The organism is Pseudomonas lini (assembly GCF_001042905.1).
In the GTDB taxonomy this organism is placed as follows: Bacteria; Pseudomonadota; Gammaproteobacteria; order Pseudomonadales; family Pseudomonadaceae; genus Aquipseudomonas; species Aquipseudomonas lini.
The window spans coordinates 260,297-284,349 of the sequence record NZ_JYLB01000009.1; the positions used below are offsets into that span (position 1 = coordinate 260,297).

Annotated in this window: 21 protein-coding genes; 5 read left to right on the forward strand and 16 right to left on the reverse strand. The window is 58.3% G+C overall.

Annotated elements, in window-relative coordinates:
- Positions 1-34: 34 nt before the first annotated feature.
- The 11 genes from TU81_RS24420 to TU81_RS24470 all read right to left on the reverse strand — a co-directional run bounded on the left by TU81_RS24420 (position 35) and on the right by TU81_RS24470 (position 12,456).
- Complete coding sequence (locus TU81_RS24420; protein WP_048396919.1) at positions 35-709, reverse strand: NuoB/complex I 20 kDa subunit family protein; 675 nt, start codon at positions 707-709, stop codon at positions 35-37.
- 10 nt (positions 710-719) lie between these two features.
- The gene (locus TU81_RS24425; RefSeq protein ID WP_007905050.1) at positions 720-1,133 is read right to left on the reverse strand and encodes an NADH-quinone oxidoreductase subunit A; all 414 of its coding nucleotides are present in this window, start codon (positions 1,131-1,133) and stop codon (positions 720-722) included.
- Between the two features lie 643 nt (positions 1,134-1,776).
- Positions 1,777-3,102, reverse strand: a complete 1,326-nt coding sequence (gene aceA / locus TU81_RS24430; RefSeq protein ID WP_007905048.1) for an isocitrate lyase — start codon at positions 3,100-3,102, stop codon at positions 1,777-1,779.
- Between the two features lie 510 nt (positions 3,103-3,612).
- The gene (locus TU81_RS24435; protein WP_048396921.1) at positions 3,613-4,374 is read right to left on the reverse strand and encodes a secretin N-terminal domain-containing protein; all 762 of its coding nucleotides are present in this window, start codon (positions 4,372-4,374) and stop codon (positions 3,613-3,615) included.
- Between the two features lie 214 nt (positions 4,375-4,588).
- Positions 4,589-5,014 (reverse strand): GNAT family N-acetyltransferase, encoded by a 426-nt coding sequence (locus TU81_RS24440; RefSeq protein ID WP_007905044.1) that lies wholly within the window; start codon positions 5,012-5,014, stop codon positions 4,589-4,591.
- Positions 5,007-6,176 (reverse strand): ribosomal protein uL16 3-hydroxylase, encoded by a 1,170-nt coding sequence (locus TU81_RS24445; protein ID WP_048396923.1) that lies wholly within the window; start codon positions 6,174-6,176, stop codon positions 5,007-5,009. Before TU81_RS24445 ends, TU81_RS24440 begins: the two co-directional genes overlap by 8 nt.
- Before the next feature lie 86 nt (positions 6,177-6,262).
- Positions 6,263-7,633: an adenylosuccinate lyase gene (gene purB / locus TU81_RS24450; RefSeq protein WP_048396925.1), complete on the reverse strand. Its 1,371-nt coding sequence runs from the start codon at positions 7,631-7,633 to the stop codon at positions 6,263-6,265.
- Between the two features lie 127 nt (positions 7,634-7,760).
- Positions 7,761-8,384 carry a high frequency lysogenization protein HflD gene (gene hflD, locus TU81_RS24455; protein ID WP_048396927.1) on the reverse strand — a complete coding sequence of 208 codons (624 nt, stop codon included), beginning with the start codon at positions 8,382-8,384 and terminating at the stop codon, positions 7,761-7,763.
- Positions 8,381-9,514, reverse strand: a complete 1,134-nt coding sequence (gene mnmA, locus TU81_RS24460; protein WP_048396929.1) for a tRNA 2-thiouridine(34) synthase MnmA — start codon at positions 9,512-9,514, stop codon at positions 8,381-8,383. Before mnmA ends, hflD begins: the two co-directional genes overlap by 4 nt.
- A gap of 59 nt (positions 9,515-9,573) precedes the next feature.
- The gene (locus tag TU81_RS24465) at positions 9,574-10,020 is read right to left on the reverse strand and encodes an NUDIX hydrolase (RefSeq protein WP_048396931.1); all 447 of its coding nucleotides are present in this window, start codon (positions 10,018-10,020) and stop codon (positions 9,574-9,576) included.
- A gap of 210 nt (positions 10,021-10,230) precedes the next feature.
- The gene (locus tag TU81_RS24470; RefSeq protein WP_038982520.1) at positions 10,231-12,456 is read right to left on the reverse strand and encodes an NADP-dependent isocitrate dehydrogenase; all 2,226 of its coding nucleotides are present in this window, start codon (positions 12,454-12,456) and stop codon (positions 10,231-10,233) included.
- A gap of 493 nt (positions 12,457-12,949) precedes the next feature.
- Between TU81_RS24470 and icd the strand changes: the two genes are divergently transcribed.
- Entirely contained in the window at positions 12,950-14,206 is a 1,257-nt protein-coding gene (gene icd, locus TU81_RS24480; protein ID WP_038982523.1) for an NADP-dependent isocitrate dehydrogenase, read from the forward strand.
- 59 nt (positions 14,207-14,265) lie between these two features.
- On the opposite strand, the gene TU81_RS24485 is transcribed toward icd, so the two are convergent.
- Entirely contained in the window at positions 14,266-14,547 is a 282-nt protein-coding gene (locus TU81_RS24485) for a cold shock domain-containing protein (protein WP_038983666.1), read from the reverse strand.
- 224 nt (positions 14,548-14,771) lie between these two features.
- On the opposite strand from TU81_RS24485, the gene clpS reads away from it, so the two are divergent.
- Both clpS and clpA read left to right on the forward strand, forming a co-directional pair.
- Complete coding sequence (gene clpS, locus TU81_RS24490) at positions 14,772-15,155, forward strand: ATP-dependent Clp protease adapter ClpS (protein ID WP_038982524.1); 384 nt, start codon at positions 14,772-14,774, stop codon at positions 15,153-15,155.
- A gap of 30 nt (positions 15,156-15,185) precedes the next feature.
- The gene (clpA, locus tag TU81_RS24495; RefSeq protein ID WP_038982525.1) at positions 15,186-17,456 is read left to right on the forward strand and encodes an ATP-dependent Clp protease ATP-binding subunit ClpA; all 2,271 of its coding nucleotides are present in this window, start codon (positions 15,186-15,188) and stop codon (positions 17,454-17,456) included.
- 259 nt (positions 17,457-17,715) lie between these two features.
- Here clpA and infA read toward each other — a convergent pair whose 3' ends face one another.
- From infA to trxB, 4 genes are all read right to left on the reverse strand, one after another.
- On the reverse strand, positions 17,716-17,934 hold the full coding sequence (gene infA, locus TU81_RS24500; protein ID WP_002553999.1) for a translation initiation factor IF-1: 219 nt from the start codon (positions 17,932-17,934) through the stop codon (positions 17,716-17,718).
- Between the two features lie 100 nt (positions 17,935-18,034).
- Complete coding sequence (locus tag TU81_RS24505) at positions 18,035-18,742, reverse strand: arginyltransferase (protein ID WP_008068329.1); 708 nt, start codon at positions 18,740-18,742, stop codon at positions 18,035-18,037.
- An 87-nt stretch (positions 18,743-18,829) separates the two neighbouring features.
- Complete coding sequence (aat, locus tag TU81_RS24510; RefSeq protein WP_048396933.1) at positions 18,830-19,510, reverse strand: leucyl/phenylalanyl-tRNA--protein transferase; 681 nt, start codon at positions 19,508-19,510, stop codon at positions 18,830-18,832.
- Positions 19,511-19,578: 68 nt separating this feature from the next.
- Positions 19,579-20,538 carry a thioredoxin-disulfide reductase gene (gene trxB, locus TU81_RS24515; protein ID WP_038982562.1) on the reverse strand — a complete coding sequence of 320 codons (960 nt, stop codon included), beginning with the start codon at positions 20,536-20,538 and terminating at the stop codon, positions 19,579-19,581.
- Positions 20,539-20,845: 307 nt separating this feature from the next.
- On the opposite strand from trxB, the gene TU81_RS24520 reads away from it, so the two are divergent.
- Both TU81_RS24520 and lolA read left to right on the forward strand, forming a co-directional pair.
- Positions 20,846-23,254, forward strand: a complete 2,409-nt coding sequence (locus TU81_RS24520) for a DNA translocase FtsK (protein WP_038982564.1) — start codon at positions 20,846-20,848, stop codon at positions 23,252-23,254.
- 67 nt (positions 23,255-23,321) lie between these two features.
- Positions 23,322-23,945: an outer membrane lipoprotein chaperone LolA gene (gene lolA / locus TU81_RS24525; protein ID WP_007904916.1), complete on the forward strand. Its 624-nt coding sequence runs from the start codon at positions 23,322-23,324 to the stop codon at positions 23,943-23,945.
- The last annotated feature ends 108 nt before the right edge of the window (positions 23,946-24,053 follow it).

A 24,053-nucleotide genomic window follows, 5' to 3' on the forward strand; every position in this document is an offset into this window, starting at 1 on the left:
CAGTTTCTCGTTTCTTTGTAAGAACAGATCTGGATCAGACTTCGTCGGGGCTGCGCAGGTTGGTGACTGCGATTCGCTGTTCGCGGCGCTGTTCCTTTTGCGAAGGCATCTCGGCGCGGTACACGCCTTGATCGCCGACGACCCAGGAAAGTGGGCGACGCTCCTGTCCAATCGACTCTTGCAAGAGCATCAAGCCTTGCAGAAAAGCTTCAGGGCGGGGCGGGCAGCCAGGCACGTAGACGTCCACGGGCAGGAACTTGTCCACCCCTTGAACGACGGAGTAGATGTCGTACATGCCACCGGAGTTGGCGCACGAACCCATGGAGATGACCCATTTAGGCTCGAGCATTTGCTCGTAGAGACGCTGAATGATCGGCGCCATCTTGATGAAGCAGGTACCGGCGATAACCATGAAATCCGCCTGACGCGGCGATGCCCGGATGACCTCGGCGCCAAAGCGCGCGATGTCGTGGGGCGCCGTGAAGGCGGTGGTCATTTCCACGTAGCAGCACGAAAGACCGAAGTTATACGGCCACAGGGAGTTCTTGCGCCCCCAGTTGATCGTGCCGTTGAGCACGTCTTCGAGCTTGCCCATGAAAATGTTTTTGTGGACTTGATCTTCTAACGGATCGGAAACGGTTTCCCGTTTGCCAATCGGATACTGCTCGTTAGGAGCATCGGGGTCGATCCTGGTGAGATTGTATTGCATTGCCAAAGCCTCATTGTTTCAGCTTCGCTTGCCGCTTACGACGAGCTTCCGGAGCCCAGTCAAGGGCGCCCACTCGGAATAGGTAGACAAGGCCTGCCAACAGAATTGCTATGAAAACGAGAGCTTCGACGAATCCGGTCCAGCCGCTTTCGCGGACGGACACAGACCAGGCAAAGAGAAAAAGGGCTTCGATATCGAAGATCACGAAGAGCATCGCGACCAGATAGAATTTGGCTGAGAGCCGCAAGCGGGCGCCACCGGTAGGTAGCATGCCGGACTCGAACGGTTCGTTTTTGCTGCGACCCCAGGCTTTTGACCCGAGGAGGCTGGATACGCCGAGCATGAAGGCGCAAAGGCCGCCGACACCCAGAAGGAAAATGGCAAAGCCCCAGTTGTGGGCCATGAGTCCGGTCGCTTCGGGCATGCTGGTAATCCTTAACAGAGAGCAAAGGTCTCTGAGCTTGAAAAGAAACAAAGCAGTGACGATATGTCGCAGCAATCAATCGCGGTGATTTTATGGCTAAACACCGAGCAAGTAAAATTCAGATAGCGAAATTATTTACAAGAATAAGGACATAGCGTGCCTCCAAAGCCCTGTAGCCCATGCCGCTCGGGCATTAGCGGGGGTTTCGTCAAATATGTTTTGTAGGGAATGTAACGAACATAGTTGCCGCTAAATGATAATCAATATTATTTGACGCGATTTTCAAACTGTTTAACGGGGGAGTGGCTGGGAAGTTGTCTTATATGCGCGTTACTGCAAGTAGCGAGCACGGTCGTTTTACCTGATTTTCCGGGCCGTGAAACTGCTCTGGATCAATGTTTTTGCCCGAGCTGCCGCTGACCCTGTAGGAGCTGACGAGTGAAGCGAGGCTGCGATCTTTTGACTTTGTTGCTTGGAGGCAAGATCAAAAGATCGCAGTCTGCGGCAGCTCCTACAGGGGATTGCGATGGCCGAAAAATCGCAGGCAAAAAAAACGCCCCGAACCAGTCGGGGCGTCAGATGAGCGGCTTTGCGGTTAGCTTTTTATTCGGTCCGCAAGGGCCGTTTGCTTAAGCGAAGCAGATCAGTGGAACTGTTCTTCTTCGGTCGAACCGGTCAGCGCGGTCACCGAGGACGTGCCACCTTGAATCACGGTGGTCATGTCGTCGAAGTAGCCGGTGCCCACTTCCTGCTGGTGAGCCACGAAGGTGTAACCCTTGGCAGCGTCAGCGAACTCTTGCTCTTGCAGCTTCACGTAGGCAGTCATGTCGTTGCGGGCGTAGTCGTGCGCCAGGTTGAACATGCTGTGCCACATGTTGTGAATGCCGGCCAGGGTGATGAACTGGTGCTTGTAACCCATGGCGGACAGTTCGCGCTGGAACTTGGCGATGGTCGCATCGTCCAGGTTTTTCTTCCAGTTGAAGGAAGGCGAGCAGTTGTACGACAGCAGTTGGTCCGGGTATTCCTTTTTGATCGCTTCAGCGAAGCGACGAGCCTCGTCCAGATCCGGCTTGGCGGTTTCGCACCAGATCAGGTCGGCGAACGGTGCGTAGGCCAGGCCACGAGCGATGGCCTGGTCGAGACCGGCGCGCACTTTGTAGAAGCCTTCCTGGGTACGTTCGCCAGTCACGAATGGCTGGTCGTACGGGTCGCAATCGGACGTCAGCAAGTCGGCTGCGTTAGCGTCGGTACGGGCCAGGATGATGGTCGGTGTACCGGCAACGTCAGCTGCCAGACGAGCAGCGGTCAGCTTCTGCACTGCTTCCTGGGTAGGAACCAGTACCTTGCCGCCCATGTGGCCGCATTTTTTCACGGAAGCCAGTTGGTCTTCGAAGTGAACGCCGGCGGCGCCTGCTTCGATCATGCTCTTCATCAGCTCGTAGGCGTTCAGTACGCCACCGAAACCGGCTTCAGCGTCAGCCACGATCGGAGCGAAGTAGTCGATGTAACCTTCGTCGCCCGGGTTCTTGCCGGCTTTCCACTGGATCTGGTCAGCGCGACGGAACGAGTTGTTGATGCGCTTGACCACGGTCGGAACCGAATCCACCGGGTACAGCGACTGATCCGGGTACATCGATTCGGCGGAGTTGTTGTCCGCAGCCACTTGCCAGCCCGACAGGTAGATCGCCTGGATACCGGCTTTGACTTGTTGCACAGCCTGGCCGCCGGTCAGGGCGCCCATGCAGTTGACGAAATCTTTCTCAGGGCGGAAGGACGGCTTGGCACCCTGGGTTACCAGGTTCCAAAGCTTGTCGGCGCCCATTTTTGCAAAGGTGTGCTCAGGTTGAACCGAGCCACGCAGACGGACGACGTCAGCAGCGGAGTAATTGCGTGTCACGCCTTTCCAGCGCGGGTTTTCAGCCCAATCTTTTTCGAGGGCTGCAATTTGCTGTTCGCGTGTCAGTGCCATGGGGATAAACCTCGTCGCGTCTTTAATCGAAAGTGGTTCTGGGTGGACAATTCCTGCGTGCCAAATACGCATTTCAAAGGGGCGTAAAAGGCTGCTCGCTGACCAGAAGCTTAGGCGGTCAAGTCGGGTTCGGCGGGGATGGCGACGGGATGAACGATGGGCTCGAGGGGAAGTGAGCAGGTAAGGGCGAACTGGCGAGCGCATTCAGGCGTCGTGGGCCTTGGTGCGAACTTCAGTGTGGAGCCGGGTTACCTAATTACGCTTCCGTCCCTCGGGACAACTTCGTTCCAGTCGGCAACCTCGTCAAACACACCTTGTGGGCGGTACAGACACGAATCGGCTCGCGGGGTAGGTGCGAACAGCGACTCGAAAGCCCTTGCCAGGGCCTCTGATTAGCGGGAGCGAGGCCATCATGCCTTTGCTTTTTTGGCTCGTCAAACGTTTTGTAGTGCTTTTTTTCAAGCACTACATCTTTGGTCTAATACGACTAATCAGTCAGTTTTTGGTGCTTTAGTCCAACGTATCGACTTTCACTCGCAGAGTCATGTCATCCCGGCCCTGAGTCGAGTAGCTGCGGTTCAGGCCCTGTTTGTCGGCCTGAGTCTGGCGATTTACGCCGGCCAGGGTGATCCACTCGCCCAGTCGGCCGCTGACAGTTGTGTCGGTACTTTGCACGTTCACTACATCGGGACGTTCCTGGCTCATCCGGTCACGGTTGGTACTGATTGCCAGATGAACGATGTCGCCGGTGACGCTCGCGGTGACGTAGAAGCCTTGGGTGACGTTGCGGTATTCAGTTTGGCTGCGCAGGTCGCCATAGCTGTCGGTCTGGGTGCTGGTCAGCGGCACGCTCTGGCCGACCAGGATCAGCGCCGGTGTGCCTTCGCTGGCCTGAACCTGCTGGATACCACCTTCACGGCTGTCGGTGCTGCGGTTGATGATACGAGTCTGGCTCGGCTTGGCACCGTTCACCGAGTAACCCTGATCGCCCTGGAAGTTGTTTTCGTTGGTGTCGACGGTGATCAGCAAGCGCTTGGCGGCCACGTCGAGTTGGCTGATCAAGGCCTTGAGTTCGTCGATCTTGCGCTGTTCTGCGTTGACGATCAGCTGATTGCCATAGGCGCTGACCTGACCGTCCTTGCCGATGAAATTCTGCGCCACCGGCAGCAGATCAGCGCTGGTGCGATAGTTCAGGGGCACGATCTCGGTGGCGGCCATGACCGAAAAACTGCAGGTCAGCAGCAGCGTGGTGAGCAGGGTGCGTAGGGACATATCCGTTATCTCCGGCCTTTAAAGTCTTGATATTGCCAGTTTGTCGGCCCGCAGTGGGGCAAGTTGAATCGTAGACAGCAAAACGCCCCGGCATCGAGGATGGCGGGGCGTTTTGTGGTGTTCTTGAGATTGCTATCGCGGGCAAGCCCGCTCCCACAGGGATCACGCTGAGCCTGTGGGAGCCGGGCTTGCCCGCGATGGCTGCACCTCGGTATCAAGCGGAGTGACGCACCATGTCCACATGCGGAATCCCGGCTTCCAGGAATTCCTCACTGACCATGCTGAAACCCAAGCGCTCATAGAACGCCGTGGCCTGCACTTGCGCGCTCAGCATCTGCTGCTTCAGTCCGCGTTCCTCGGCTTCACCGATCACCGCTTGCATCAGCGCATCGCCGACTTTCAAGCCGCGCCAGTCCTTCAGTACCGACACCCGGCCAATGTGGCCATCTGGCAACAGTCGAGCGGTGCCGATCGGAAAGTCGCCTTCAAAGGCCAGAAAGTGGACTGCCGTTGCGTCATCAGCATCCCATTCCAGCTCAGGCGGAACGGATTGCTCGGCGATGAACACCGTCTCACGAATGCGCCGGATCTCGGCGTTGTCCTTTTGCCAGTCTGCGACACGTACGTGAATTTTATTCATCAGCAAACCCCAGGCTGCCTTGCTTGACCAGCTCGCACAGCAGGCCGCGACCGTCTTCGTCGTTCAGCCAGTCACCGAGGTTGTCGGTGTGCAGGGCGTCGGCGGCGCAGATCAGTTTCAGCAGCTCGCGCAGTTTGCCCGGCAGGTAACGGCTCTGGCCGCTGGCGAACAGCAGCAGGTCGTCATCGACTTCGGACCAGGCCATGCGCGCGCTCGGGTTGCGGATCAGCACGGCGCCTTGTTCAAGGCTGGCGAGGAAGTCTTCTTCTTCGACTTCTTCCGGGCCGACGACCAGCTCCGGGTAGCGCGGCTCGGTCATGTACTGGCCGAACCAGGTCAGCAGCAGGCGCTCATCGCTCATGTGCTCGGCCAGCAACGCTTTCAGGCGATCAAGGGCGTCGTGCTGAATCTGGTGCGGATCGACCGCCGGCAATGCGTCGGCATCGGTGTAGCGCTCTTCATCGGTCAGGAACTGGCTGAGGAAGTCGGTGAAGTGAGTCAGCACTTCAGAGGCGCTCGGGGCGCGGAAGCCGACCGAGTAGGTCATGCAGTCATCCACCGCAACGCCGCAATGGGCCAGGCGTGGCGGCAGATACAGCATGTCGCCCGGTTCCAGAACCCACTCATCGGTGGCTTCGAAATCAGCGAGGATGCGCAGGTCCGCGTGCGGCAGCAGCTTGCTCTCGGCATCGCACATCTGGCCGATTTTCCAGTTGCGCTTGCCGTGGCCTTGCAGCAGGAACACGTCGTAGTTATCGAAGTGCGGACCCACGCTGCCACCCGGGGCGGCAAAGCTGATCATCACGTCGTCGACGCGCCAGCTCGGCAGGAAGCGGAAGTTTTCCAGCAGTTCGCTGACTTCCGGCACGAATTGGTCGACCGCTTGCACCAGCAGCGTCCAGTCGCGTTCCGGCAGTTTGCTGAATTCGTCTTCGGCGAACGGGCCGCGGCGCAATTCCCAAGGGCGCTCGCCGTGCTCGATCACCAGGCGCGACTCGACTTCTTCTTCCAGCGCCAGGCCGGCCAGTTCGTCGGCGTCGATCGGGCTTTCGAAATCAGGAATCGCCTGGCGGATCAGCAGGGGTTTTTTCTGCCAGTAGTCGCGCAGGAATTCGCGCGCCGTGATGCCGCCCAGAAGTTGAAGAGGAATGTCAGGATTCATGTGTAACCTATTGAAAAAAAGCACTTTTCAGACGGGAATAAAAACGCCCGGCGCTGCCGGGCGTCTCAAACGGGTAGAGCGGTCGATCAGATGCGTTTGGCTTGCGCTACAGCGTTACCGATGTAGTTTGCCGGGGTGAGCAGTTCCAGCTCAGCCTTGGCGGCGGCTGGCATGTCCAGGCCGTCGATGAAAGTCTGCAGCGCTTCAGGGCTGATGCCCTTGCCACGAGTCAGTTCTTTCAGCTTTTCGTACGGGTTTTCGATGTTGTAGCGACGCATCACGGTCTGGATTGGCTCGGCCAATACTTCCCAGCACGCGTCCAGGTCGGCAGCAATCTTCTGAGCATTGAGCTCCAGCTTGCTGATGCCTTTGAGGCTGGCTTCGTACGCGATCACGCTGTGGGCGAAGCCGACACCGAGGTTGCGCAGTACGGTGGAGTCGGTCAGGTCGCGCTGCCAGCGGGAGATCGGCAGCTTGCTCGCCAGGTGCTGGAACAGTGCGTTGGCGATACCCAGATTGCCTTCGGAGTTTTCGAAGTCGATCGGGTTGACCTTGTGCGGCATGGTCGACGAACCGATTTCACCAGCGATGGTGCGCTGTTTGAAATAACCCAGGGAGATGTAGCCCCAGATGTCGCGGTCGAAGTCGATCAGGATGGTGTTGAAGCGCGCGATCGCGTCGAACAGCTCGGCGATGTAGTCGTGCGGTTCGATCTGCGTGGTGTACGGGTTGAAGCCCAGGCCCAACTCGTCTTCGATGAAGGCGCGGGCGTTGGCTTCCCAGTCGATCTCAGGGTAGGCCGACAGGTGAGCGTTGTAGTTGCCGACAGCGCCGTTGATCTTGCCCAGCAGCGGAACAGCGGCGACTTGAGCGATTTGACGCTCCAGACGGTAAACCACGTTCGCCAGCTCTTTGCCCAGGGTGGTCGGCGAGGCCGGTTGACCGTGGGTGCGCGACAGCATCGGCACGTCAGCGAAACGGATGGCCAGTTCGCGAATGGCTTCGGCAGTCTGGCGCATCAGCGGCAGCATCACATCATCACGGCCTTCGCGCAGCATCAGGGCGTGGGACAGGTTGTTGATGTCCTCGCTGGTGCAGGCAAAGTGGATGAATTCGCTGACGGCAGCCAGTTCTGGCAGCTTGGCCGCTTGCTCTTTGAGCAGGTACTCAATGGCTTTTACGTCGTGGTTGGTGGTGCGCTCGATCTCTTTGACACGTTCGGCGTGCTCCAGAGAGAAGTTTTCCGCCAGGGTGTTCAATACAGCGTTGGCTTCGGCGGAGAACGCCGGCACTTCACTGATGGCGGGGTGAGCGGCCAGGCGCTGGAGCCAGCGCACTTCAACCAGAACGCGAGCACGGATCAGACCGTATTCGCTGAAAATTGGGCGCAGGGCCTGGGTTTTGCCGGCGTAGCGGCCGTCAACAGGGGAAACCGCAGTGAGCGAAGAGAGCTGCATGGGGTGTTCTCGGACAGTCGGGCAACGAAATGGGGCGCGTATCATACATGAAAAAATCCGCCGGTCCGTTGCCAACTGACCGGCGTATTACGCGTTACTGACTACAAAGCGGTATTGCGGGCGCGGTTCAGCTGCTGCGCATCAGCGGGTAAAGCTCTTTAAGCAACTTGCGCCGGCTGATCACCAACTGCCAGCGATGACCGCCCAACTGCCGCCACAGGCGTGCCGAACGGATCCCGGCCAGCAACAGAGCGCGAATCTTCGAAGCATTGCTCGGTTGCTGCAGGTTGCGCATATCGCCATGCACCTGAATCCGTTGGCGCAGGGTGCTCAGGGTGTCCTGATACAGCGCACCGCAGGCGGCGATTACGTTTTCATGAGCCGGGCCGAAGTGTTCGACCTGAGACTGGATCTGTGGCAAACGCTTGCCGATCACTTCCAGCATGTCTTCGCGCTTGGCCAATTGACGCTCCAGCCCCAGCATTGACAGGGCATAGCGCAGCGGTTCGCGCTGAAGGGTGCTGGGGTCGCGCTCCAGAGCGCCGATCAAGGCGCGGTAGCCTTCACGCAGGTTGATGTCGTCACCGCCATAGACTTCCAGCGTGTCCTTGGGGTCGCGAATCAGCAGGCTGCCGAGCATGCAGGTCAGGCCGGCTTCGTTGGTCTGGCCGCTCTTGGCGATTTTGTCGACCAGTACGGCGGCGAGAAACACGCCGCCCAGGGCTGTCAATTGCTCCTGAGTCGGGCTCATGAACGCTGACCCTTGCTGGTCCAGGGTTCGGCCACTTCGATCACGCCACCGCCGAGGCAGATTTCACCGTCGTAGAACACCACGGATTGGCCTGGGGTGACCGCGCGTTGCGGGTCATCGAAGGTCGCGCGGTAGCCGGTGGCAGTCTTTTCCAGTGTGCAAGGCTGGTCGCTCTGGCGATAACGCACTTTGGCGGTCAGCTTGCGCGGCTCGCTCAAGTCGATCGGGTTGACCCAATAGATGTCCGAGGCGAGCAGGGCGCGGGAGAACAAATAAGGGTGATCGTTGCCCTGGCCAACGATCAGTTCGTTGTGTTCCAGGTCCTTGATCAGCACGTACCACGGCTCGTCACTGGCGTCTTTCAAGCCGCCGATGCCCAAGCCCTGGCGTTGGCCGATGGTGTGATACATCAAGCCATGGTGACGGCCGATGACTTCGCCTTCGGTGGTCTTGATCTCGCCTGGCTGGGCCGGCAGGTATTGCTTGAGGAAGTCGCTGAAGCGGCGTTCGCCGATAAAGCAGATCCCGGTGGAATCCTTTTTCTTCGCGGTGGCCAGGTCATGTTTCTCGGCAATCGCGCGCACTTCGGGTTTTTCCAGCTCGCCGACCGGGAACAGAGTCTTGGCGATCTGTTCGCCGCCGACGGCGTGCAGGAAGTAGCTCTGGTCCTTGTTCGGATCCAGGCCCTTGAGCAATTCGGTGCGGCCATCGATGTCGCGGCGGCGCACGTAGTGGCCGGTGGCGATCAGGTCGGCGCCGAGCATCATGGCGTAGTCGAGGAACGCCTTGAACTTGATTTCGCGGTTGCAGAGGATGTCCGGGTTCGGCGTGCGACCGGCCTTGTATTCGGCCAGGAAATGCTCGAACACGTTGTCCCAGTACTCGGCGGCGAAGTTGGCGGTGTGCAGCTTGATGCCAATCTTGTCGCACACGGCCTGAGCATCCGCCAGGTCATCCATGGCGGTGCAGTATTCCGTTCCATCGTCTTCTTCCCAGTTCTTCATGAACAGGCCTTCCACCTCATAACCCTGCTCAATCAGCAGGAGAGCGGAAACGGAAGAGTCCACGCCGCCGGACATGCCGACAATGACGCGCTTCTTTTGTGTGTCAGAAGGGGCTGGATCACGCATAGGGATTCAATGAGTGTCTTTAAAAAGGACGCGATTCTAGCAGGCCGAAGCCCGCAAGGCTAAAGAGAAGGGCGGATCAGTTCGAGACCGAAGTGTTTGCCGTCCAGATAATCATCGATACAACGGATGATCAGCTCACTGCGCCAGTTTGCGCGCTGTTGCAGCAGTTCGTCACGCGTCAGCCATTTTGCGCCGACGATACCGTCATCCAGCTGATAGTCCGGGTGGTGTTTGAGCGGTTTTGCGGTGAAGCAGACCCGCTGGTAAGTCACGCCGTTGCTCGGGGCGGTGTAGAGATAAATGCCCACCACGCCTGTCGGCTTGACGTCCCAGCCGGTTTCCTCGAGGGTTTCACGCACGGCGGCTTCGATCAGGGTTTCGTCCGGGTCCAGATGGCCGGCCGGTTGATTGAGCACCGTTTGTCCGTGCTTGAGTTCTTCGACCATCAGGAAGCGACCATTGTCTTCGACGATGGTGGCGACGGTGATGTGGGGTAGCCAATCCATGAAGCTTCCTCGTTTTGAATGTTGAAGTCCGATCCTGTGGGAGCTGGCTTGCCTGCGATGGCGGTGGGTCAGTCGACATCAATGTTGAATGATAAACCGCTATCGCAGGCAAGCCAGCTCCCACAGGGTTTTGTTTCGGCAGATAGATATGTAGAAACCAGAAACAGAAACCCCGGCACTGGGCCGGGGCTTCTTTGCATCCTTACAACCTTAAACCAACGCAGCGATCGCGGCGTTGAAGGTGTTGCTCGGGCGCATGGCCTTGCTGATCAGCTCGGCATTGGCGTGGTAGTAACCGCCGATGTCCACTGGCTTGCCCTGAACGGCGTTGAGCTCGGCAACGATGGTCGCTTCGTTCTCGGTCAGGGTTTTGGCCAGTTCGCCGAACTGCGCTTGCAGTGCAGTGTCTTCGGTCTGGGCGGCGAGGGCTTGAGCCCAGTACAGCGCCAGGTAGAAGTGGCTGCCGCGGTTGTCGATGTTGCCGACTTTGCGCGATGGCGACTTGTTGTTGTCCAGGAACTGGCCAGTGGCCTGATCCAGGGTCTTGGCCAGCACCAGCGCTTTAGGGTTGTTGTAAGTAACACCCAAGTGCTCGAGGGAAGCAGCCAGGGCCAGGAATTCGCCCAGGGAATCCCAGCGCAGGAAGTTCTCTTCCAGCAGCTGCTGAACGTGCTTCGGTGCCGAACCGCCAGCGCCGGTTTCGAACAGGCCACCGCCGTTCATCAGCGGAACGATCGACAGCATCTTGGCGCTGGTGCCCAGTTCCATGATCGGGAACAGGTCGGTCAGGTAGTCGCGCAATACGTTGCCGGTCACCGAAATGGTGTCCTTGCCTTCGCGAGTGCGCTGCAGGGTGAACTTCATCGCATCGACTGGCGCCATGATCTGGATGTCCAGGCCTGCAGTATCGTGATCCTTCAGGTATGCCTGAACTTTCTCGATCACTACGCCATCGTGGGCGCGCATTGGGTCCAGCCAGAAAATGGCCGGAGTTGCGCTTGCACGGGCACGGTTAACGGCCAGTTTGACCCAATCCTGGATCGGCGCGTCTTTGGTCTGGCACATGCGGAAGATGTCGCCGGCTTCAACCGACTGTTCCAGCAGAGTGCGGCCAGCGCCGTCGGAAACCCGAACTACGCCGTTTGCCTTGATCTGGAAAGTCTTGTCGTGGGAGCCGTACTCTTCGGCTTTTTTCGCCATCAGGCCAACGTTTGGCACGCTGCCCATGGTGGTCGGATCGAAAGCACCGTTAGCCTTGCAGTCTTCGATCACCGCCTGGTAGATGGTGGCGTAGCAGCGATCCGGTATCACAGCCTTGGTGTCGTGCAGCTGACCGTCAGTGCCCCACATCTTGCCGGAGTCACGGATCATCGCCGGCATCGAGGCGTCGACGATGACGTCGCTCGGCACGTGCAGGTTGGTGATGCCTTTGTCGGAGTTGACCATGGCCAGCGACGGACGAACGGCGTAGACCGCCTGGATGTCCGCTTCGATCTGCGCTTGTTGCTCGGCAGGCAAAGCCTTGATGCGAGCGTACAGATCGCCGATGCCGTTGTTCAGGTTGAAGCCGATCTGTGCCAGCACGTCAGCGTGCTTGGCCAGTGCGTCTTTATAGAACTCGGCAACGATCTGGCCGAACATGATCGGGTCGGAGACCTTCATCATGGTGGCTTTCAGGTGAACCGACAGCAGCACGCCTTTGGCTTTGGCGTCTTCGATCTCGGCCGCGATGAAGCTGCGCAGCGCTTTTTTGCTCAGAACGGCGCAATCGAGGATCTCACCGGCTTGCACGGTGGTTTTTTCTTTCAGGACGGTGGTGGTGCCGTCTTGAGCGATCAGTTCGATTTTGACGGCGTCAGCGGCGTCGATCAGGGCGGCTTTTTCGCTGCCGTAGAAATCGCCGGTGCTCATGTGAGCGATATGGGACTTGGAGTCTTTGGCCCAGGCGCCCATTTTGTGCGGGTGCTTGCGTGCGTAGTTCTTGACCGACAGTGGCGCACGACGATCAGAGTTGCCTTCGCGCAGAACCGGGTTCACGGCGCTGCCCTTGATTTTGTCGTAACGCGATTTGGCGAGCTTGTCGGCATCGCTGGTCACGGTTTCCGGGTAGTCCGGCAGTGCGAAGCCCTGGGCTTGCAGCTCTTTGATCGCGGCCTGCAGTTGCGGAACCGAAGCGCTGATGTTCGGCAACTTGATGATGTTGGCTTCAGGCGTAACGGCCAGGTCGCCCAGTTCGGCGAGGTGGTCGGCTACGGCTTTGTCACCCAATTGCTCGGGGAAGCTGGCCAGAATGCGCCCTGCAAGAGAGATATCGCGGGTTTCAACGGCGATATCAGCCGAGGCGGTGAAAGCCTCTACGATAGGCAACAGTGAATAGGTGGCGAGGGCTGGGGCTTCGTCGGTGAAGGTATAGATGATCTTCGAGCGGGTGGGCATATTCGGATTAACTCTCTCTTCTTTGCTAAAGCGTGCGCAGAAACTCGAGGGGCGCCGGGTAAGCGCGTTCGTTCAAAGTCATCCATGAGCCGAATGTCGAGGTTTCTTCGCGGTGATGTTGGGTGCATCAGTCGAGCGTCAAGCGGGTGGACTGCGATAACAATCCGGCTTATTCGGGCCCAACGTCTTGTGATAGAGCGGTCGGCCGTCGTGACTCTGTGGTCAGCGGCGGCATTATACATAGGTAGCTGGCAATCTGCCGATGGTTCATAGGCAACGTTTTTCGTCCATTGGTCTAAAGGTCGCAGGGGAGTGCGGCGCGTAGAGTCGTTCGCCGTGCTTGAGTTTGGCGCTTTTCCCTTTGCTTTCAGCCTTGTACGTCGCGAACTGTGCAGCTTTGCGGCAGATGGGCGGAACATAGGGTTTGCGCGCCGATTTAACTGGGGTACGCTCGAACGCAGCCAGATGTTCAATCCAAACAATGGAGTTCAGCATGGGATACAAGAAGATTCAGGTTCCAGCCGTCGGCGACAAAATCACCGTCAATGCGGACCATTCTCTCAATGTTCCTAACAACCCGATCATCCCCTTCATCGAAGGCGATGGTATTGGCGTTGATATCAGCCCGGTCATGATCAAGGTTGTCGATGCTGCTGTTAAGAAGGCTTACGGCGGCGAGCGCAAAATTTCCTGGATGGAAGTCTACGCCGGGGAGAAAGCAACTCAGGTTTACGATCAGGACACCTGGCTGCCTCAGGAAACCCTGGACGCGGTCAAGGATTACGTGGTTTCCATCAAGGGCCCTCTGACCACGCCGGTCGGTGGCGGCATCCGTTCGCTGAACGTAGCCCTGCGCCAGCAGCTCGACCTGTATGTGTGCCTGCGTCCGGTGCGCTGGTTCGAAGGCGTACCTAGCCCGGTCAAGAAGCCAGGCGATGTCGACATGACCATCTTCCGCGAAAACTCGGAAGACATTTATGCCGGTATCGAATGGAAAGCCGGTTCGCCGGAAGCGACCAAGGTCATCAAGTTCCTTAAAGAAGAAATGGGCGTCACCAAGATCCGTTTCGACGAAAACTGCGGTATCGGCGTCAAGCCGGTTTCCCTGGAAGGCACCAAGCGTCTGGCGCGCAAGGCTCTGCAGTATGTGGTCGACAACGACCGCGACTCGCTGACCATCGTGCACAAAGGCAACATCATGAAGTTCACCGAAGGTGCCTTCAAGGAATGGGCCTACGAAGTGGCCGCTGAAGAATTCGGCGCGACCCTGCTCGACGGCGGTCCGTGGATGCAGTTCAAGAACCCGAAAACCGGCAAGAACGTCATCGTCAAGGATGCCATCGCCGACGCCATGCTCCAGCAGATCCTGCTGCGCCCGGCGGAATACGATGTGATCGCGACCCTGAACCTGAACGGCGACTACCTCTCCGACGCCCTGGCGGCCGAAGTGGGCGGTATTGGTATTGCACCGGGTGCCAACCTGTCCGACACCGTGGCCATGTTCGAAGCCACCCACGGTACTGCGCCGAAGTACGCCGGCAAGGACCAGGTCAACCCGGGTTCGTTGATCCTGTCCGCCGAGATGATGCTGCGTCACATGGGCTGGACCGAAGCGGCCGACCTGATCATCAAAGGCACCAACGGCGCGATTTCCGCCAAGACCGTGACCTATGATTTCGAGCGCCTGATGGAAGGCGCCAAACTGGTTTCGTCTTCAGGGTTTGGTGATGCGCTGATTTCACATATGTAAGCGCGTCGGTACAAAAAAACCGCCTTCGGGCGGTTTTTTATGACTGGATGAGAGCTGCGTCAGCTCGACACTGTTTCTTGCCGGATGGCAGGGGCGCTCTGTTCGTTCGGGGAGGTGGCAGACGCAATCTTCACTGCATGCAGCCCTTTGGGGCCCTGAATGATCTCGAAGCTAACGCTTTGCCCAGCCTTGAGGGTTTTGTATCCATCCATCTCAATGGCCGAATAGTGGGCAAAGAAATCGATTTCCTTGCCATCCTCGTCACGACCTTCTCTGGCGTCGGTGTTAATGAAACCGAACCCCTTGGCATTGTTGAACCATTTCACCTTACCGACAGCCATACCCATATCCCTCTGCAACAGACTCCATCACTGGAGTATCATCCAGTTAATCCGCAGTCTAATCTTGTAAATAGATTGACTCCGCGGACCTTTTTTACCCACTGTGGGCTCTATTGGTTGTAACACCGATTTTCCGATAGTCAAGGTGACCGGGCAGTCGGAGTTGAAAACGTTCATAACCGCCCCCATCACTGAATTCGCACAACTGACGAACCTTTCTTTCCATGCATGCAATCAGCCAGATTCGACTAACATTCAATCAGGATCGCCCGGCTCTCCAAAAAGATCACCCGGAGGAACACGACGACGATTCCGCAGGCATTGCTGTTCAGGAGGCTAAGCCTGCTTTACAGGCGCCACCGATGTACAAGGTGGTTTTGTTCAACGATGACTACACACCGATGGATTTCGTCGTCGAAGTGCTCGAGGTGTTTTTTAACCTGAATCGCGAGCTGGCGACCAAGGTCATGCTGGCCGTCCACACAGAAGGACGGGCAGTATGTGGAGTGTTTACCCGCGACATCGCCGAGACCAAGGCCATGCAGGTCAACCAGTACGCCAGGGAAAGCCAGCATCCGCTACTCTGTGAAATCGAGAAGGACGGTTAATCGCCGACCACTTGGGTATGAGGTGAAGCTATGTTAAACCGCGAGCTCGAAGTCACCCTCAATCTTGCCTTCAAGGAGGCTCGTTCGAAGCGTCATGAATTCATGACCGTCGAGCACCTTCTGCTGGCCCTATTGGATAATGAGGCTGCCGCCACCGTTTTGCGTGCCTGCGGCGCAAACCTCGACAAACTCAAGCATGATCTGCAGGAGTTCATCGACTCCACCACGCCATTGATCCCTCTTCATGACGAGGATCGTGAAACCCAGCCAACCTTGGGCTTCCAGCGTGTGCTGCAACGTGCTGTCTTTCACGTACAGAGCTCGGGCAAACGCGAAGTGACTGGCGCTAACGTGCTGGTCGCAATCTTCAGTGAGCAAGAGAGTCAGGCAGTGTTTCTGCTGAAACAGCAGAGCGTTGCGCGCATCGATGTCGTCAACTACATCGCCCATGGCATTTCCAAAGTGCCGGGGCATGGCGATCACTCTGAAGGTGAACAAGATATGCAGGACGACGAGGGCGGTGAGTCTTCTTCTTCAGGCAATCCTCTGGATGCTTATGCCAGCAACCTCAACGAACTCGCGCGCCAGGGTCGTATCGATCCGTTGGTAGGCCGTGAGCTGGAGGTCGAGCGCGTCGCGCAGATCCTCGCGCGTCGTCGCAAAAACAATCCGCTGCTGGTGGGCGAGGCGGGCGTGGGTAAAACCGCGATTGCCGAAGGCCTGGCCAAACGCATTGTCGACAACCAGGTGCCGGATCTGCTGGCCAACAGCGTGGTGTATTCCCTCGATCTGGGGGCTTTGCTGGCCGGGACCAAATACCGCGGCGATTTCGAGAAGCGCTTCAAGGCGCTGCTCAATGAGCTGAAAAAACGTCCGCAGGCGATCCTGTTCATCGACGAGATCCACACCATCATTGGTGCGGGCGCTGCGTCCGGTGGCGTCATGGATGCTTCGAACCTGCTCAAGCCATTGCTGTCTTCGGGCGACATTCGCTGCATCGGTTCGACCACGTTCCAGGAATTCCGTGGGATCTTCGAGAAGGACCGTGCTCTGGCCCGGCGCTTCCAGAAGGTCGATGTGTCGGAACCTTCGGTGGAAGACACCATTGGCATCCTGCGAGGCCTGAAAGGGCGTTTCGAAGCGCACCACAACATCGAATACAGCGATGAAGCCCTGCGCGCCGCTGCTGAACTGGCCTCGCGTTACATCAATGACCGGCACATGCCGGACAAGGCCATCGATGTCATCGACGAGGCGGGCGCCTATCAGCGTCTGCAACCGATCGAGAAGCGCGTGAAACGTATCGAAGTGCCTCAGGTCGAGGACATCGTTGCGAAAATCGCGCGAATTCCGCCAAAACACGTCACCAGCTCCGACAAAGAGCTGCTGCGTAACCTTGAGCGTGACCTGAAGCTCACGGTATTTGGCCAGGATGCGGCGATCGACTCGCTGTCGACTGCGATCAAACTGTCCCGTGCCGGCCTCAAGTCACCTGACAAACCTGTCGGTTCGTTCCTGTTCGCAGGGCCGACCGGTGTTGGTAAAACCGAGGCCGCGCGACAACTGGCCAAGGCGTTGGGTGTCGAACTGGTTCGCTTCGACATGTCCGAGTACATGGAGCGCCACACCGTATCGCGTCTGATCGGTGCGCCTCCAGGCTATGTCGGGTTCGATCAGGGCGGTCTGCTGACCGAAGCCATCACCAAACAGCCTCACTGCGTGCTGCTGCTCGATGAAATCGAGAAGGCGCATCCGGAAGTCTTCAACCTGCTGTTGCAGGTCATGGACCACGGTACGCTGACCGATAACAACGGGCGCAAGGCGGACTTCCGTAACGTGATCGTCATCATGACGACCAACGCCGGTGCCGAGACCGCAGCGCGTGCTTCGATCGGTTTCACCTATCAGGACCACTCGTCCGATGCGATGGAAGTGATCAAGAAGAGCTTCACGCCGGAATTCCGTAACCGTCTGGACACCATTATCCAGTTTGGTCGCCTCAGCCATGAGGTCATCAAAAGCGTGGTGGACAAGTTCCTTACCGAACTTCAGGCGCAGCTGGAAGACAAGCGTGTACTGCTGGAAGTCACCGACGCTGCTCGCAGCTGGCTGGCAGCGGGTGGCTACGACTCGGCAATGGGCGCTCGTCCAATGGCGCGTTTGATTCAGGACAAGATCAAGCGTCCGCTGGCGGAGGAGATTCTCTTTGGCGAACTGGCCGAACATGGCGGTGTGGTACACATCGACATCAAGGACGGCGAGCTGACCTTCGAGTTCGAGACCACGGCTGAAATGGCCTGACGTTAAACCGCAACAAAGCAAAAAGGCGCCGATTGGCGCCTTTTTGCTGTCTGGTCGATTTCAAGCGATAAACACAAAACCCTGTGGGAGCGGGCTTGCCCGCGAAGGCGGCGGCACATTCAGCATCCAGGCAAGCAGACCCACCGCTATCGCGGGCAAGCCCGCTCCCACAGGATCTGTGCAACGGCTCGAAATGTGGCAGCTAATTTCCACACAAACAAAAACGCCCGGCATAGCCGGGCGTTTTGTATTGACTTGATTAGCGAGCGCGGTAGGTGATGCGCCCTTTGCTCAAGTCATAGGGCGTCAGCTCGACGCGCACTTTGTCGCCGGTAAGAATACGGATGTAGTTCTTGCGCATCTTGCCGGAGATATGCGCGGTTACGACGTGCCCATTTTCCAACTCCACACGAAACATGGTGTTGGGCAGGGTGTCGACGACAGTGCCTTCCATTTCGAAGCTGTCTTCTTTCGACATGCAGTAAAGCCCTCGGTGTCCAATGAATGGCCCGGTGCAACTGCGCCAGGCAAAAGCGGCGTGCATTGTGCCCGAAAAATGGGGTTTAAGCCAAGGGGTTCTAGCTCAGGATGACCCAACGCTGATTAATCAGCAGTTCGATAGGGCGATATTGGGTCTTGTAGCTCATTTTTTTGCAGTTTTTGATCCAGTAGCCGAGATAGACCGCTTCCAGCCCCAGGCGCCGGGCTTCGCCGATCTGCCAGAGAATCGCGTAACGCCCCAGGCTGCGACGCTCCTCGCCGGGCTCGTAGAAGGTGTAGACCGCCGACAAACCGTTGGGCAGCAAGTCAGTGACGGCCACTGCCAGCAGTCGGCCTTCGAGACGGAATTCATAGAAGCGGGAGAAAGGCAGGTCACGCACCAGGAAGGTCGAAAACTGGTCGCGGCTCGGCGGATACATGTCGCCATCGGCGTGACGTTGTTCGATGTAGCGCTGATAAAGGTCGAAATACTCTTCGCTGAACTTTGGTCTGGCCGGACGTACCTGTAAGTCGGCATTGCGTTTGACAATGCGTTTCTGCTGACGGTTGGGGGTAAATTGCGCCACAGGAATGCGCGCTGGTACGCACGCATTGCAATGCTGGCAATGGGGCCGGTAGAGATGATCGCCACTACGACGAAAGCCCATTTCCGACAGATCTGCGTAGACATGCACATCCATGGGCTGACTAGGGTCGAGGAACAGCGTCGTGGCCTGCTCCTCGGGCAGATAACTGCAAGAGTGGGGCTGAGTGGCATAGAACTTCAAACGCGCCAACTCGGTCATGATCAACCCTCGGGATAAGCTTTTGATTAGGGGGCGCTCTCAATTCGTTTCCCCGCATTAAGTGTAAGCCACGCGCGCAAAAGTCGCTCAGCAAACCCAGTTGGAGCAGCCCGGTTGATCCAGGTGCCGCGCAAGGTAGCCGGCAAATTCGCGGCGTGGAATCGCGCGGGCACCCAAACTGTGCAGATGATCGGTAGGCATCTGGCAGTCGATCAGCACAAAACCTGAGTCTTTCAGATGTCGCACCAGGGTGGCGAAACCATATTTGGAGGCGTTGTCGGCGCGGCTGAACATCGATTCGCCAAAGAACAACTGCCCCATAGCCAGGCCGTAGAGCCCGCCGACCAGCACGCCATCGTCCCAGACCTCCACCGAATGGGCGTAACCACGCCTGTGCAGTTCGACGTAGGCGTCCTGCATCGCTTGGGTGATCCAGGTGCCGTCAGCGTACTCGCGCGGTGCGGCGCAGGCGCGGATGACCGCGGCAAAATCCCGATCGAAGGTCACTTGGTAGCGCTGTTGACGCAACAGTTTGTTCAAGCTGCGGGAGACATGCAGTTCGTCGGGAAACAGTACCGTGCGCGGATCTGGCGACCACCAGAGAATCGGCTGGCCTTCCGAGAACCACGGAAAGCAGCCATGACGATAGGCTTGAATCAGGCGATCGGCGGACAAATCGCCGCCCGCGGCCAGCAGCCCGTTGGGGTCGCGCATGGCTTTTTCCAGCGGCGGGAAGGTCAGGGTGTTGCGTTGTAACCAAGTCAGCATGGCATCCGGGCTTGCAGAAGGGGAGGGCGGTAGCGGGCCGTTGAGCCCGCCTTGAAGCAGGTTAACCGTCAAACAGTGGGGATGTCATCGAGATACTTCTCGGCATCCAGCGCGGCCATGCAGCCGGCCCCGGCGGACGTCACCGCCTGGCGGTAAATATGATCGGCCACATCGCCGGCAGCGAACACGCCTTCGATGTCGGTGGCAGTGGCGTCACCTTCACTACCGCCCTTGATCAGCAGGTAGCCGTCACGCATTTTCAGCTGGCCCTGGAACAGGTCGGTGTTGGGCTTATGGCCGATGGCGATGAATACACCGGCCAGCGGCAATTCATTGGTTTCGCCCGTATGACTGTGCCGCAGGCGGGCACCGGTCACACCGCTGGCGTCGCCCAGTACTTCATCCAGATTCTGGTTCCAGTGCAGGCGGATATTGCCGTTGGCGGCTTTTTCGAAGAGTTTGTCCTGGAGGATCTTCTCCGAGCGCAGTTTGTCGCGACGGTGAATCAGATGAACTTCCTTGGCGATGTTCGACAGGTACAGCGCTTCTTCAACGGCCGTGTTACCTCCGCCGACCACCGCGACCACCTGGTTGCGGTAGAAGAAGCCATCGCACGTGGCGCAGGCCGAAACCCCTTTGCCGGCAAAGGCTTCTTCCGATGGCAGCCCCAGGTATTGGGCCGAAGCGCCGGTGGCGATAATCAGCGCATCACAGGTGTAGGTGCCACTGTCGCCGATGAGCTCGAGCGGGCGCTGTTGCAACTTGGCCGTGTGGATGTGGTCGTAAACGATCTCTGTGTCGAAGCGTTCGGCGTGTTTTTGCATGCGTTCCATCAGTACCGGGCCGGTCAGGCCTTCGACGTCGCCGGGCCAGTTGTCGACTTCGACGGTGGTGGTCAGCTGGCCACCTGCCTGTATGCCGGTAATGACAACGGGTTTGAGGTTGGCGCGAGCGGCATAAACGGCTGCGCTGTAACCGGCAGGGCCGGAACCCAGAATGATCAGGCGGGAATGCTTCGCTTCAGTCATAAAAACACCTCATAAGCCTTTGTCACAAAAGAGAATGCATGCTCAAATTGGACTGCGCGTACTGTGCTGTTGGCTATGCTTGCACCCAAGGGTCTCAAGCATGGCATCGGGTGAACAAACCCGTACAATGCTCGCTTGTAACAGTGTTTGTATCAAAAAAGCGGTGCGTGCCGTATTTCGAAAAACCGGGGCGCAGTGTTAAAAGTAGTCCCAGTTGCGCCTGTTAACTTTTTTACCTGCCTGGATTGGGCAGTTTTTATAGTCATTCAACAGATGGACGCGCCATGGGCGCAGGAAAAGAAGCGTTTTGAAGAAATCCACCGCAGCACCTAAAACAGTCGTCCCGCTCTGGCGCCAGCAATTGCACTACCGGCTCAAGGAAGGTGCATTGATCGCCATCGGCGCCTTGTGCCTGTTCCTGATGATGGCTTTGTTGACCTACGGCAAAGACGATCCGGGCTGGAGCCATAACAGCAAGATCGACGATGTGCAGAACTTCGGCGGGCCGGCCGGCTCGTACAGCGCCGACATCCTGTTCATGGTCCTGGGTTACTTCGCCTATATTTTTCCGCTGCTGCTGGCGATCAAGGCGTATCAGATCTTCCGCCAGCGGCACGAGCCGTGGCAGTGGAGCGGCTGGCTGTTCTCCTGGCGCCTGATCGGCCTGGTGTTTCTGGTGCTGTCGGGTGCAGCGCTGGCCCACATCCATTTCCATGCGGCGACCGGTCTGCCGGCCGGCGCAGGTGGCGCTTTGGGCGAAAGCCTCGGCGATCTGGCCCGGAACGCGCTGAACATCCAGGGCAGCACGTTGTTGTTCATCGCGCTGTTCCTGTTCGGCCTGACAGTATTCACCGATCTGTCGTGGTTCAAGGTGATGGACGTCACCGGCAAGATCACCCTAGATCTGTTCGAACTGTTTCAGGGTGCGGCCAATCGCTGGTGGGCGGCCCGTATGGAACGCAAGCAACTGGTCGCCCAACTGCGTGAGGTCGACGATCGCGTGCATGACGTGGTCGCGCCGACTGTCACCGACAAACGCGAGCAGGCCAAGGTCAAGGAGCGCCTGATCGAGCGCGAGCAGGCCCTGAGCAAGCACATGTTCGAGCGCGAGAAACAGGTACCGCCGGTGATTGCCCCGGCTCCGCCCAAACCCGCAGCGCCGAGCAAGCGCGTGGAAAAAGAGAAACAGGCGCCGTTGTTCGTCGACAGCGCCGTGGAAGGCACCTTGCCGCCGATCTCGATTCTCGACCCCGCGGAAAAGAAACAACTCAATTATTCGCCTGAATCCCTGGCGGCCGTCGGCCACTTGCTGGAAATCAAGCTCAAGGAATTCGGCGTCGAAGTCTCGGTGGATTCGATTCACCCGGGCCCGGTCATTACCCGTTACGAAATCCAGCCAGCAGCCGGCGTCAAAGTCAGCCGCATTTCCAACCTGGCGAAAGACCTGGCCCGTTCCCTGGCCGTGACCAGTGTGCGTGTCGTCGAAGTGATTCCGGGCAAGACCACGGTCGGTATCGAGATCCCTAACGAAGACCGGCAGATCGTGCGGTTCTCCGAGGTTTTGTCGACCCCCGAGTACGATAACTTCAAGTCCCCGGTCACCCTGGCCCTGGGTCATGATATCGGCGGCAAACCGGTCATCACCGACCTGGCGAAAATGCCGCACTTGCTGGTGGCCGGTACGACCGGTTCCGGTAAGTCGGTGGGTGTGAACGCGATGATCCTGTCGATTCTGTTCAAGTCTGGTCCTGAAGACGCCAAACTGATAATGATCGACCCGAAAATGCTCGAGCTGTCGATCTACGAAGGCATTCCGCACCTGCTGTGCCCGGTGGTCACTGACATGAAGGACGCCGCCAACGCCTTGCGCTGGAGCGTCGCCGAGATGGAACGGCGCTACAAACTGATGGCGAAGATGGGCGTGCGTAACCTGTCGGGCTTCAACGCCAAGGTCAAGGAAGCCCAGGACGCCGGCGAGCCGTTGAGCGATCCGCTGTACAAGCGCGAAAGCATCCACGACGAAGCGCCGCTGCTGCAAAAACTGCCGACCATTGTCGTGGTCGTCGACGAATTCGCCGACATGATGATGATCGTCGGCAAGAAGGTTGAAGAGCTGATCGCCCGTATCGCCCAGAAGGCCCGTGCGGCCGGTATCCACTTGATCCTCGCGACCCAGCGGCCGTCGGTGGACGTGATCACTGGTCTGATCAAGGCGAACATTCCGACCCGTATGGCGTTCCAGGTATCGAGCAAGATCGATTCGCGAACCATCATCGACCAGGGCGGCGCCGAACAACTGCTGGGCCACGGTGATATGTTGTACATGCCGCCGGGCACCAGCCTGCCGATTCGTGTTCACGGCGCGTTCGTGTCCGATGATGAGGTTCACCGGGTGGTTGAAGCCTGGAAACTGCGCGGCGCGCCTGAATACAACGATGACATCCTCGCCGGTGTCGAAGAGGCCGGTAGCGGCTTTGAAAACGGCGGCGGTGGCGGTGGCGACGATGATGCCGAAACCGATGCGCTCTACGACGAAGCGGTGCAGTTCGTACTGGAAAGCCGTCGCGCGTCCATCTCCGCGGTTCAGCGCAAGCTGAAAATCGGCTACAACCGCGCGGCGCGCATGATCGAAGCCATGGAAATGGCCGGGGTCGTGACGTCCATGAACACCAACGGCTCGCGTGAAGTCCTGGCCCCTGGCCCGGTGCGCGACTGATCCGGTTTTGAAAGGGGCGGTGTCTGAGATGCCGCCCGCACTCCCACGAATGTTTATGAGGACTCCCATGCGTCTTATCCGCATGCTGTTGCTGCCGGTACTGGCTTTGACCACGCTCTCGGCCCACGCCGATGACAAGGACGTGGCGCGTCTGACTCAACTGCTGGAAAAATCCCAGACCCTGACCGCGCGTTTCTCCCAGCTGACCCTCGATGGCAGCGGCACCCAGTTGCAGGAAACCGCCGGTCAAATGTCTTTGCAGCGCCCGGGCCTGTTCTACTGGCACACCGATGCGCCGCAAGAGCAGCTGATGGTGTCCGATGGCAAGAAGGTTTCCCTGTGGGACCCGGACCTGGAGCAGGTCACTATCAAGACCCTCGACCAGCGCCTGACCCAGACTCCGGCCCTGTTGTTGTCCGGTGACGTGTCCAAGATCAGCCAGAGCTTCGACATCAGCGCCAAGGAAGCCGGCGGCGTGATCGACTTCACTCTGAAGCCGAAAACCAAAGACACCCTGTTCGACAGCCTGCGCCTGTCGTTCCGCAACGGTCTGGTTAATGACATGCAGCTGATTGATAGCGTCGGTCAGCGCACCAATATTCTGTTTACTGGCGTGAAGGCCAACGAGCCGATTCCTGCGTCCAAGTTCAAGTTCGACATCCCCAAGGGTGCCGATGTGATCCAGGAATAACGAGCAGAACATAGAACCTGTGGGAGCGGGCTTGCCCGCGATGGCGGCATTGCATTCAATATCAATGTTGACTGACCCGACGCCATCGCGGGCAAGCCCGCTCCCACA

What these genes read in the sequence shown, in the direction of transcription:
- TU81_RS24420 (WP_048396919.1), bottom strand. Translation starts at nt 709, where the DNA reads ATGCAATACAATCTCACCAGGATCGACCCCGATGCTCCTAACGAGCAG.
- TU81_RS24425 (WP_007905050.1), bottom strand. Translation starts at nt 1,133, where the DNA reads ATGCCCGAAGCGACCGGACTCATGGCCCACAACTGGGGCTTTGCCATT.
- aceA (WP_007905048.1), bottom strand. Translation starts at nt 3,102, where the DNA reads ATGGCACTGACACGCGAACAGCAAATTGCAGCCCTCGAAAAAGATTGG.
- TU81_RS24435 (WP_048396921.1), bottom strand. Translation starts at nt 4,374, where the DNA reads ATGTCCCTACGCACCCTGCTCACCACGCTGCTGCTGACCTGCAGTTTT.
- TU81_RS24440 (WP_007905044.1), bottom strand. Translation starts at nt 5,014, where the DNA reads ATGAATAAAATTCACGTACGTGTCGCAGACTGGCAAAAGGACAACGCC.
- TU81_RS24445 (WP_048396923.1), bottom strand. Translation starts at nt 6,176, where the DNA reads ATGAATCCTGACATTCCTCTTCAACTTCTGGGCGGCATCACGGCGCGC.
- purB (WP_048396925.1), bottom strand. Translation starts at nt 7,633, where the DNA reads ATGCAGCTCTCTTCGCTCACTGCGGTTTCCCCTGTTGACGGCCGCTAC.
- hflD (WP_048396927.1), bottom strand. Translation starts at nt 8,384, where the DNA reads ATGAGCCCGACTCAGGAGCAATTGACAGCCCTGGGCGGCGTGTTTCTC.
- mnmA (WP_048396929.1), bottom strand. Translation starts at nt 9,514, where the DNA reads ATGCGTGATCCAGCCCCTTCTGACACACAAAAGAAGCGCGTCATTGTC.
- TU81_RS24465 (WP_048396931.1), bottom strand. Translation starts at nt 10,020, where the DNA reads ATGGATTGGCTACCCCACATCACCGTCGCCACCATCGTCGAAGACAAT.
- TU81_RS24470 (WP_038982520.1), bottom strand. Translation starts at nt 12,456, where the DNA reads ATGCCCACCCGCTCGAAGATCATCTATACCTTCACCGACGAAGCCCCA.
- icd (WP_038982523.1), top strand. Translation starts at nt 12,950, where the DNA reads ATGGGATACAAGAAGATTCAGGTTCCAGCCGTCGGCGACAAAATCACC.
- TU81_RS24485 (WP_038983666.1), bottom strand. Translation starts at nt 14,547, where the DNA reads ATGGCTGTCGGTAAGGTGAAATGGTTCAACAATGCCAAGGGGTTCGGT.
- clpS (WP_038982524.1), top strand. Translation starts at nt 14,772, where the DNA reads ATGCATGCAATCAGCCAGATTCGACTAACATTCAATCAGGATCGCCCG.
- clpA (WP_038982525.1), top strand. Translation starts at nt 15,186, where the DNA reads ATGTTAAACCGCGAGCTCGAAGTCACCCTCAATCTTGCCTTCAAGGAG.
- infA (WP_002553999.1), bottom strand. Translation starts at nt 17,934, where the DNA reads ATGTCGAAAGAAGACAGCTTCGAAATGGAAGGCACTGTCGTCGACACC.
- TU81_RS24505 (WP_008068329.1), bottom strand. Translation starts at nt 18,742, where the DNA reads ATGACCGAGTTGGCGCGTTTGAAGTTCTATGCCACTCAGCCCCACTCT.
- aat (WP_048396933.1), bottom strand. Translation starts at nt 19,510, where the DNA reads ATGCTGACTTGGTTACAACGCAACACCCTGACCTTCCCGCCGCTGGAA.
- trxB (WP_038982562.1), bottom strand. Translation starts at nt 20,538, where the DNA reads ATGACTGAAGCGAAGCATTCCCGCCTGATCATTCTGGGTTCCGGCCCT.
- lolA (WP_007904916.1), top strand. Translation starts at nt 23,322, where the DNA reads ATGCGTCTTATCCGCATGCTGTTGCTGCCGGTACTGGCTTTGACCACG.